The following is an 11,601-nucleotide window of genomic DNA, read 5'->3' as shown; positions in this document are numbered from 1 at the left end:
AGGTTATCTTTGTATATGAAGATTAAGGAAGGATTGTTCCTTAATTACCGTTTAATCCACCATTTGAAAGGCATTAACGGAGGTGAATTTACGCCAAGCTGACGAAGCATCAAAGGTAGTTTTAAGGATAAGCTTTATAATCGTGGAGGCTTTATATTATCTTATCTAAGGAATTATTTTTTTAGCTGAAAACAAACTGCTTGACTAAATATTAAAGGAAAGAGGGAAAAAATTTGTTTAAAACAAAAACAAAACTTAGTACAAGGATAATGAGTATATTTATGTCACTTCTTATGGCGGCGTCTATGCTCACTGTTCTTATGTCAGTTCAGCCAACAGAAGAAGTTTCTGCGGCTAATGATTATGGATTAGCAGACAACATTCAAGATGGTGCTATTCTTCACTGCTTCAATTGGAAATATAATGACATTAAGGCAGAACTTCAAAACATTGCAGAAGCAGGTTTTAGTGCTATTCAAACATCACCGGCTCAGGTTGGCGGTGGTTCTGGAACATGGTGGTGGCTTTATCAGCCACTTGGTTTCTATGTTGGCAATAATGACCTTGGCACAAAAGATGAGCTAAAAGCTCTTTGTGCTGAGGCAGACACATATGGAATTAAAGTTGTAGTCGATGTTGTTGCAAATCACCTTGCAGGTGACCATTCTAATATTCAGAATGACCTTAAAGATGGTCAGTATTGGCACAACGAATCTGGTGGTATTGATTATTCTAACCGTTGGCAGATAACTCATCGTGACATCGGTATGCCTGACATAAACTCCGAAAATTCATATGTTCAGCAAGTCGTTAAAAATTACCTTTTAGAGCTTAAGAGCTTGGGCGTTGACGGTATAAGATGGGACGCAGCAAAGCATATCAGCTTGCCAAGTGAAAGCTGTAACTTCTGGCCGACGGTTACAGAGGGAACGGGCTTGTGGCATTACGGAGAAATCCTTGATGACCCTGTTGCTAACAACCCAACACTTGCTGAAAGCCTTATTCAGGAATACAGCAAATATATAAGTTTCACAGATAGCGGATACTGTGCAAATGTAAGAATGGCATTTAGAAGCAATGAAATAACAAGCTCTATTGGTAATTTTTCAGAGCGTGGTGTTTCTAAGGATAAGTTAGTATATTGGGCAGAAAGCCACGATACATATTCAAACGATAAGGCAGATGGTAACTGGGATTCATCACAGTTTATCAGCCAAAATAAAATCGACCGTGCTTATGCAGTTATTGCCTCACAAGGCAAAGCATCCGCTCTTTATTTCTCTCGTCCATTTGAAACAAGCAAAAATTCAATTAAGGCTGGTGTAAAGGGTAGCACACACTTTATGAGCCCTGAGGTTGCAGAGGTTAATAAATTTAAAAATGCTATGATAGGTCAGAAGGAATATGATACAACAGGTGATAACTGTTCAGTAGTATGCCGTGAAAAGGGTGCAGTTATTGTAGCTGGTAATGGTGGAAACAAAGATGTTACTGTACCTAATGGTGGAGGTCTTGTTGCTCCAGGTACATATACAGACCAAGTTTCTGGTAATACTTGGACAGTTACATCAACAACTATCTCTGGTCAAATCGGCGATACAGGTATCGCAGTTGTTTATAATCCAACTGATAATCCTATAAGAAGCAGCGTTTCTGCATCACCTGCAACAGGCACAACATTCACAACAGATACACTTTCTGTTACATTGAGTGCTAAAAATGTTACAAACGCTAAGTATACAACATCTGAAGGAAAGTCTGGTTCTTACAAAGATGGCCAAAAGATTACAGTAGGTGCTTCTACTGTTGCTGGTGGCACTGTTAAGCTTAGCCTTTCTGGCACAAAAGCAGATGGTACTACTGTAACAGCAAAATATACTTACACAAAGAAAGACGCAACTGCTGTCACAACAATTTATTTCGATAACTCAAGCTACAACTGGAGCAGTGTTTACGCTTATATCTATACAGGTGATGGTTCTACTTCTAAATGCGTAGCTGCATGGCCAGGTGCTACTATGACAAAGGATAGTGCAACAGGCTACTACAAGCTCGAAGTGCCAAGTGGTTTTGAGAACGGCAGAGTAATCTTTAGTGAAAGTGCAAATTCAAAAACTAATAGATACCCTGCTAATATGCAGCCAGGTCTTGATATTGGTGGTTCATCAAAAATCTTTAAGGCTGGCAACACTTGGGAAAATTATACAGTAACTCCTCCTGCAACAGACCCAGTTGTAACAGCTGACAAAGCTTCTGGTTCTTCTTTCACAACAGAAACTTATGATGTTACACTCGGACTTTCAAATGCAGTTTCTGGTACATACTCTGTTGATAACGGTCCTACAAAGACTTTCACAAGCTCAACAAAGGCTACAATAGGCGAAGGTAAAATCGGTGACTCTGATGTAACAATCAAGGCTACTGCAACAGATTCTAAGGGTAAAACAAAGAATTATACATTTACCTATAAGAAGGTATATGTTAAAAAGACATCTTCAACTAAATCATACACAGCTAAGGCAGCTGCAAGAGCAGTAGCTGCAACAGCAGCAACAACAGGCACACTTTCAAATAGCTCTCTTGCAAAATATTACTCAACTAATGGCAAGGGCGTTGGTAAAGAAGCTACAATCACTATTGATGGTGATTTCAGTGATTGGTCTGAAGATATGCTTATCGCACAGGGTGCAGCATGGGATGTTGCTAATCACTATAAGGGCGGTCATGAGAACTGCGTTCTCGATACATACGCTCTTTATGCAGCATGGGATAATGATAACCTCTATGTTGCATGGCAGATGGTAAACACAACAGACACATGGGCAAGAGAGGGAGATGGTCCTCTTAGTGATGGTGGTCGTGTTCTTGATGTTCCATTGATTCTTGCTCTCAGCATCGACCCTAACAGCACACCAATGTCTAATAAAAACACAACTGGTGGTCCTATCTGGGGCAAGAAGATGGGTCTTAAATTTGATAGCAAAACAAGCCATGTTGACAGATTGCTCTATATGAGCGGTAAGCCAGGTCTTGGCAAGCCTTCTATATTTAAGGCTGTTGACGCTAATGGTAACACAGACTATGAAGATGGCTGTGTTGGATTTAAAGATGGTGGCATTGAATATAAGATGGCAGAAGGCAATATTTGCAGCTCTATTATGGGACTTAACGGTTCAGTTGACCCAAGTGATGTTTGCAACAATGATGCAGACTGGGTAGACTATAAAACATTCTCAGGCTCAAGTGGTACTCATAATACAAAATATGACTCATTCTATGAGATAAAGATTCCATTCTCTACACTTGGCATTACAAAGGATTATATTACTAATAATGGTATTGGTGCAATGTTCTTAGCAACTCGTGGTGAGTCTGCTCTCGATTGCGTTCCTTTCGATGTATCTATGCTCGATAATACAACAGGCGACTATGCAGCTGACCCAAGTACATCTGCTGAGAAGGACGATATTGATGTTATCACAGCTCCTCTTGCAAATGTTGGTAAGGGTTCAATCACACCACCACCACCTCCACAAGGCCTCCCACTTCAGGTGAACTTCGGTGCTGACCGTTCAGCTCCTCAGGAGGCTGGCACAGCTCTTACACTTAAGGGCATCGGCTACGGTGGTTCAGAAACAGGCTATAAGTATGAGTTTATCGTTGATGGTAAAACAGTACAGGCAAGCTCCTCTAAGGATAGCTACACTTGGAATCTCACAAGTGGTAAGCACACAATTAAGTGTATTATTACTGATTCAAAGGGTGCAACAGCTACTACAACTAAGACTTATACAGCAGAGGGTGGTACAAACCCAGAACTTCCTCTTGCAAATAATTCAACAATCAGTGCAACTTCTATCACAAAGGGACAGACAGTTACAATGACAGCAAAGGCAACAGGTGGTAAAGCTCCTTATAAGTATAGATATTTCTGCAAGCCAGAGGGTGCTTCAGGCTGGACAGCTCTCACAGGCACAACAACAGCAACAAGCTTCACCCATAAGCCAGCTCGTGCAATCAGCTATCAGTATGCAGTTAAGGTTGCAGACTCAAAGGGTAAGACAAGCACAAAGTATTTCACAGTTAAGGTAAGTGCAACTGCAACTCTTAAAAATGCTTCAACAATCAGTGCAACAAGCATCAAAAAGGGTTCTTCAATCAAGCTTACAGCAAAGGCAACAGGTGGCACAGCTCCTTATAAGTATAGATATTTCTGCAAGCCAGAGGGTGCTTCAGGTTGGACAGCTCTCACAGGCACAACAACAGCAACAAGCTATACACATAAGCCAGCTCGTGCAATCACTTACCAGTATGCAGTTAAGGTTGCAGACTCAAAGGGTAAGACAAGCACAAAGTATTTCACAGTTAAGGTAAGTGCAACTGCAACTCTTAAAAATGCTTCAACAATCAGTGCAACAAGCATCAAAAAGGGTTCTTCAATCAAGCTTACAGCAAAGGCAACAGGTGGCACAGCTCCTTATAAGTACAGATATTTCTGCAAGCCAGAGGGTGCTTCAGGCTGGACAGCTCTCACAGGCACAACAACAGCAACAAGCTATACACATAAGCCAGCTCGTGCAATCACTTACCAGTATGCAGTTAAGGTTGCAGACTCAACAGGCAAGACTGTTACAAAGTACTTTACAGTTAATGTTAAATAGTTTAATTGTATAAATAATTAAGGCTTTATAATTACACCTCCTATTGGAGATATTCTATAGGAGGTGTTTTTATGCCTTGATAAAATTATAAAAATACATTTATATATTAAAATTAAAAATAAAACATTATTACTTTAAAATAAAATAACATTATATTAAATGAAATTATTAGTGAAAATGTCTAATGATACTGTCAAAAATGCCCATATTATGCTTTAATTGTAGAATTACTTTTATTTCTTATGTAGAACAAAAAAAGGAAGAATTTAAGTTATAATAAAAGTGCGTGGTTGTACGAAATTATAGATTGTGCTGTGATGATTTCGTACTGTTTAACAAAACAAAAATTTGAAAGGAAGGTTTTGCAATGCAAACAAAAAAAAGTACTGCTGGAGTCTTAAAGCGTTGTCTTTCAGGATTTCTTGCAGTAGCTGCAGTTGCTTCAAGCGGAATATTTCTTAATCCGTTAAAAGCAGAGGCGGCAAGTCCAAATGTTCTTTCTAACTCAGAAAGAGGCGTTATTTACGCAAATTCCCGTACCGATTTCCGTGATGAATCTATTTACTTTATGATTGTTACAAGATTCTATAACGGCGATGAGTCAAACGATGTACAGTGCTGGGACGGTACACAGTATAACCTGAATGACCCGGCTTGGCGTGGTGACTTTAAGGGCGTTATTGAGAAACTCGACTACATCAAGGCACTCGGTTTTACTTCAATCTGGATTACACCTGTTGTAGAGAATTGTAGCGGATACGATTACCACGGCTATCACGCTTTTGATATGAGCAAGGTTGACCCGAGATATGAATCAAATGACTGTACATATCAGGATCTTATCGACGCTTGTCACGCAAAGGGTATGAAGGTTATTCAGGACGTTGTTTTTAACCATACAGGCAACTTCGGTGAGAGAAATCTTGTGCCTATGTTTACTAAGGAGGGCGATTTAAGTTCTGTTGACTGTCTTAAACGACTTCCTAATTCTGGTTTGCCTGATAACTATGAAAGCCTTCTACCTGCAAGGCAGTATGCTGCAAGACTTGCGCTTATGAAGAATACTGACGGTGTAAACCACGATGTAAACAATCTCTATCATCATTACGGCAACTTTAACTGGGACGATTATACATGTCAGATTGCACAGATAGCAGGCGACTGTGTTGACCTAAATACAGAAAACCCGATTGTTTATAACTATCTTGTAGACACATATTCAAAATATATTGATATGGGTGTCGATGCTTTCCGTGTAGATACTACAAGACACATAAGCCGTCTTACATTCAACAAGGTGTTCAATAACGCATTCAAGGCGGCAGGCGAGAGAAACGGCAAAGACTTCTTTATGTTTGGTGAAGTCTGCACAAGAGATAACGGCAACGTCTGGTACAGACAGTCACCGTCAATGTCAACTCCGTTTTATACATGGAAAGACACAAAAGACTATCCGTGGAGTGATACTGACTGGGAAGTAAACTACGAATCCGCAATACAGAATACAAAGGATAATGCAGATAATATTTCTGAACAGCCAACCAGCCAGAACGCTTTGCTGGACGGAAACGACTATCACACACCTGATTACAGCCAGTTCTCAGGACTGAGTGTTATCGACTTCCCGATGCACTGGTCATTCAAGACAGCAGAAAGTGCTTTCCAGGTTGCAAAGAATGGCGATACGACCTACAATGACGCAACATGGAATGTTACCTATGTTGACTCACACGACTATGCTCCGGACGGTGCTCCTGAAAACAAGAGATTTGACCAGGATCAGAGTACATGGGCAGAAAATCTTTCACTTATGTTTACATTCCGTGGTATTCCGTGTATCTACTATGGTTCTGAAATTGAGTTCAAAAAAGGTGCTCCTATTGATGTAGGTCCTAATGCACCTCTTGAAGATACAGGTCGTGCATATTACGGCGACAACATCGAAGGCACAATAACAGCAACTGACTTTGGTGTATATGGTAATGTCAGCGGTGCAGTTGCAGATACACTTATGCACCCACTTTCACAGCATATTCAAAGACTTAACAGAGTCCGTCAGGCTATTCCTGCTCTCCGTAAAGGTCAGTATTCAACAGAAGGCTGCTCAGGCAAGCTTTCATTCAAAAGACGCTATACTGATGATAAGACAGACAGCTTTGTATGTGTAACAATTTCAGGCGACTCAACATTCACAGGTATTCCTAACGGCAAATATGTTGACGCAATTACAGGCGACGTTCAGAATGTAACCGACGGCACACTTACTGCAAGCGTTTCAGGTAAGGGCAATATGAAGGTTTATGTTCTTGACACAGCTAAGACTCCTGCACCAGGCAGAGTTATTACTAACGGTGACTACCTAACAGACGGTGGCGCAGCAGAACCTATCGCACCTGAGCCTATTGAAGTAGTTCCTGTAACAGGTATTTCTGTAAGCAAGTCTTCTGTTTCTATCCTTGAAGGCAACTCCGAAAAAGTTACTGCAAAGGTTACACCTGATAATGCAACAAACAAGATAGTTACTTGGACATCAAGCAACCCAGCAGTTGCAACAGTAGCAGGCGGAAAGATTACAGGTGTTTCCGTAGGTACAGCTACAATCACAGTAAAGACTTCTAATGGACTTACTGCAACAGTTTCTGTTAAGGTAAGTGAAAATCCGAATATAATAAAGCCAACAGGTATTACAATTTCTCCTACAACAGCTACTGTTATGGAAGGAAAGGAAACCACTCTCACAGCAACAGTAACTCCTTCAAATGCAACCAATAAGGATGTTACTTGGACATCAAGCAACACATCAGTTGCAACTGTATCTATGGGCAAGGTAATTGGTGTTGCAGAGGGTACTGCTGTTATTACAGCAACAACTTCTAATGGTAAGACAGCAACAGCAACAGTAACAGTTACTGGCAAGAAAATAACATATCTTGATGGCGACGGCATATACTTTGAGAAACCATCAGGCTGGGGCTCTAATATTAATGCTTATCTCTTTAGTAATGATCAAACAGTAGGTGCTGCTTGGCCTGGTACTGCAATGAAAGACCTCGGTGACGGACTTTATGGCCTTGAATATGACACAACAGATTCTAATTTGATGGTTATATTCAATGATGGCACCAATCAAACTGGGGACCTTAAGTATGTTAAAAATGGTTATTACAATTCAACTGGTTATGTTAAAACTGTTGGAAAAGTAGAAGCAGTTAAGCCAACAGGAATTACTCTTGATAAGGCTTCACTTAGCTTAAATGCTAATCAGACAGCAAAGCTTACAGCAACAGTAACTCCTGCAAATGCAACTAACAAGACAGTTGTTTGGACATCAAGTGATAATTCAGTTGCAACTGTATCAAATGGTGTTGTTACAGCAGTTTCAGCAGGTACAGCTACAATTACAGCAACAACTTCTAATGGCCTCACAGCAACAGCTAAGGTTACAGTAGCAGGTGTAGTAACAACAGAGCTTAAAAATGCTTCAACAATCAGTGCAACTGCTATCACAAAAGGACAGACAGTTACAATGACAGCTTCAGCAACAGGTGGCGCAGCTCCTTATAAGTATAGATATTTCTGCAAGCCAGAGGGTGCTTCAGGTTGGACAGCTCTCACAGGCACAACAACAGAAACAAGCTATACACATAAGCCAGCTCGTGCAATCAGCTATCAGTATGCAGTTAAGGTTGCAGATTCAAAGGGTAAGACAAGCACAAAGTATTTCACAGTTAAGGTAAGTGCAGCTGCAACTCTTAAAAATGCTTCAACAATCAGTGCAACTGCTATCACAAAAGGACAGACAGTTACAATGACAGCAAAGGCAACAGGTGGCACAGCTCCTTATAAGTATAGATATTTCTGCAAGCCAGAGGGTGCTTCAGGTTGGACAGCTCTCACAAAAACAACAACAGCTACAAGCTTCACACATAAGCCAGCTCGTGCAATCAGCTATCAGTATGCTGTTAAGATTGCAGATTCAAAGGGTAAGACAAGCACAAAGTATTTCACAATTAAGGTAAGTGCACCTGCAACTCTTAAAAATGCTTCAACAATCAGTGCAACTTCTATCACAAAAGGACAGACAGTTACAATGACAGCAAAGGCAACAAATGGCACAGCTCCTTATAAGTATAGATATTTCTGCAAGCCAGAGGGTGCTTCAGGCTGGACAGCTCTCACAAGAACAACAACAGCAACAAGCTATACACATAAGCCAGCTCGTGCAATCAGCTATCAGTATGCAGTTAAGGTTGCAGACTCAACAGGCAAGACTGTTACAAAGTATTTTACTGTTACAGTAAAATAAGCTAATTAGATACCTATAAAAACGCCTCCTATCAGATTTTTCGATAGGAGGTGTTTTCATATATAGGGCAATAAAAAACACAGCTCATTACACATTGAGCTGTGTTTTTATTTTATTATAGAGGATTATTCATCTTCTTCTGGTTCATCATATTCCCAGTTGTGGAAAACATTCTGAACATCATCGTTATCTTCGAGAACATCGAGAAGCCTTTGCATCTTTGTTATAGCTTCTTCGTCAGTAAGCTTTGTATATGTGCTTGGAACCATTTCAACCTCAGCTGAAACAAATGTATAACCCTTTTCTTCAAGAGCATCTCTTACAGCACTGAAATCATCAGGCTCTGTCTGAACTTCAAATACGCCATCTTCTGCGGAGAAATCTGTTGCCCCTACATCAAGTGCATCTTCCATAACAGCATCCTCTTCAAGACCTTCACTCTCTATAAGAATAACACCCTTCTTAGAGAACATAAAGGAAACGCAACCAGGAGTACCCATATTTCCACCGAATTTATCGAAGTAATGACGGAGATCACCAGCTGTTCTATTACGGTTATCTGTGAGTGTTTCAACAATAAGTGCAACACCGCTTGGACCGTAGCCTTCATATGTGATTGATTCGTAGTTATTTGAATCGCCCTCGCCGGCAGCCTTTTTGATAATACGCTCAATGTTTTCGTTAGGAACATTATTAGCCTTAGCCTTAGCAATACAATCCTTAAGCTTTGAGTTTACATTTGGGTCAGCACTTCCGCCCTCACGAACTGCAACAGCAAGTTCACGACCGATTTTAGTAAATACTTTTGCTCTTGCACCATCAGTTTTTTCTTTTTTTCTTTTAATGGTACTCCATTTTGAATGTCCTGACATATAGATAAACCTCCAAGAATAAATTAATTTCGTGAAATATTACAAAGCGATATTTCCCAATATATATTACCTATTTTATCATATTTCTGAGGCAATATCAAGTATCAGCTTTTGAGGTTTATTTTATTTCTAAGAAAGCACTTAGTATTTATATTTTTTATTTCTTGATGTTTTTGAAAATTTTCTAATATTGAAAATAATGAGTATAATAGAAACTAAAGATAAGATAATAAGAATTAAAACTCTTGATGATGCTGAATTAGGACAAACGATTTTTGATGGATTAGATGGATTATAATATACTGTATATTTGCTGCCAATATCATCTATACCATAAGTATTTCCAGTAATATATGATGTATAACTAACCCCATTGACATTATATTTAAGATAATGAGCTTCCTCAAGCTTCTTATTACTACCTTTAATGTAATCTTCATAAACATATGTTGCTTCTACTGGCAAATATCCGTGGTTTTCAAGACTTTGAGCAGTACCATTATAAACTGCCATAAAGCCAGTTATCAATATAAAGCCAAAAAATATATCTACTAATAATATTGCAAGTATGCCTGCGGATTTTTTCAAAGTAAATTTTCCCCCAGTAAATTAAAATCTGTATTTTTTTGGAATATATCTGTGCTTGTTAAGTATGCCCTTTTTACGGAGTATAACTGTTATTATAAGGTCTATAATCAGAAAAGATGCTATTCCAATTATAATTACATAAGATTGATTTTGCATTGGTCGGGATATTTTTTCAGGCTTTTCAGGGCTATAATAAGCGGTTATAATATCTCCTATTTTTAAGTCAGATACATTTCCATTTAAAATAGAGGTGTATGTTTTTCCATTTGCAGTATAAGTTACGAAATGTCTTTCATAATTTTTTCACTCAAATTTGTCATATCCTCGTTCAATATTAGTAACAGTTGCCTGTACCTCAATATCACTATCTTTTTTGGTAGAACAGCCAACACCGAACAAAACTACAAACAGTGTAAGACAAAGGACGAGAATTGAGATTGTTTTTATACTATTAGATTTTATATAAGTTGATAACTTCATAATAAATTTTTCTCCCATATTATAATTTATTTATAATCATCATTGTTGTAATCATAAGGATTGTAATATGTTGGATTATTTGAATTATTATTGATATTGTTATAGTTATAAGGATTGTTGTATGTAGGATTATTAATGTTATTATAATTGTAAGGGTTGTTATATTCTCCTCTGTTTATGACTTCTCTTTTTTGCTTATTTACTTTTTTTACTATAACTACTATTAATACAATAACAGCAACAATGGGAAGAATAAAAGTAATAAAGGAAAATGCAATAATTGAAGTAAAAATAATAGTTGTACTTGATTGAAGGGGTCGAATTATATCTGATGGGTCATTTGGATTATAATATGCAGTAAATTTATCGCCTATTGAAATTCCCGTTTGGTCGCCTTTTAGTATTGATGAGTATGGTTTGTCGTCAACATAATATGAAACTAAATAGTCATTAAAATCATCATCATTATGAATATTAATACTTTCGTTTAAATAATCGGTGACAGTTGCTTCTACAGCAACCATTCCCTGAGCTTTTAAGTTTTCTTCATCAAAAGAGTGCTCTCCCATACTACCAGAAAAGAATTTAAATATAAATAAAGAGAGTATTATAATAACTATTACAGAAATTATAATAATTAAAGCAACCTTTTTTCCTATACTAAATTTTTTTGTCGATGGCATATTAATCCTCC

The 11,601-nt window shown here is 38.4% G+C and carries 6 protein-coding genes and 1 pseudogene; 2 read left to right on the top strand and 5 right to left on the bottom strand.

Annotation, left to right across the window (positions count from 1 at the left end; all coding sequences use genetic code 11):
- Nucleotides 1-233 precede the first annotated feature (233 nt).
- Together C9914_RS02040 and C9914_RS11715 are read left to right on the top strand one after the other, a co-directional pair.
- The gene (locus C9914_RS02040) at nt 234-4,661 is read left to right on the top strand and encodes a starch-binding protein (RefSeq protein ID WP_106763003.1); all 4,428 of its coding nucleotides are present in this window, start codon (nt 234-236) and stop codon (nt 4,659-4,661) included.
- Nucleotides 4,662-5,028: 367 nt separating this feature from the next.
- Nucleotides 5,029-8,967: an alpha-amylase family glycosyl hydrolase gene (locus C9914_RS11715; RefSeq protein WP_106763002.1), complete on the top strand. Its 3,939-nt coding sequence runs from the start codon at nt 5,029-5,031 to the stop codon at nt 8,965-8,967.
- A 125-nt stretch (nt 8,968-9,092) separates the two neighbouring features.
- On the opposite strand, the gene C9914_RS02030 is transcribed toward C9914_RS11715, so the two are convergent.
- From C9914_RS02030 to C9914_RS11590, 5 genes and pseudogenes are all read right to left on the bottom strand, one after another.
- Complete coding sequence (locus C9914_RS02030; protein ID WP_106763000.1) at nt 9,093-9,839, bottom strand: YebC/PmpR family DNA-binding transcriptional regulator; 747 nt, start codon at nt 9,837-9,839, stop codon at nt 9,093-9,095.
- 141 nt (nt 9,840-9,980) lie between these two features.
- A complete protein-coding gene (locus C9914_RS02025) occupies nt 9,981-10,427 on the bottom strand; it encodes a DUF3592 domain-containing protein (RefSeq protein ID WP_106762998.1) in 447 nt (148 codons plus the stop codon).
- Between the two features lie 21 nt (nt 10,428-10,448).
- Nucleotides 10,449-10,706 (bottom strand): annotated as a pseudogene (locus tag C9914_RS12060) (hypothetical protein); the annotation flags it as partial.
- A gap of 24 nt (nt 10,707-10,730) precedes the next feature.
- Nucleotides 10,731-10,907, bottom strand: a complete 177-nt coding sequence (locus tag C9914_RS11455) for a hypothetical protein (protein ID WP_158707310.1) — start codon at nt 10,905-10,907, stop codon at nt 10,731-10,733.
- A 26-nt stretch (nt 10,908-10,933) separates the two neighbouring features.
- On the bottom strand, nt 10,934-11,590 hold the full coding sequence (locus C9914_RS11590) for a DUF3592 domain-containing protein (RefSeq protein ID WP_022264022.1): 657 nt from the start codon (nt 11,588-11,590) through the stop codon (nt 10,934-10,936).
- Between the last annotated feature and the right edge of the window lie 11 nt (nt 11,591-11,601).

It is taken from the genome of Pseudoruminococcus massiliensis, assembly GCF_900291955.1.
GTDB lineage: Bacteria > Bacillota > Clostridia > Oscillospirales > Acutalibacteraceae > Pseudoruminococcus > Pseudoruminococcus massiliensis.
Note: the sequence above shows the minus strand (reverse complement) of the source record. Positions and strands in the feature narration are given on the sequence as shown.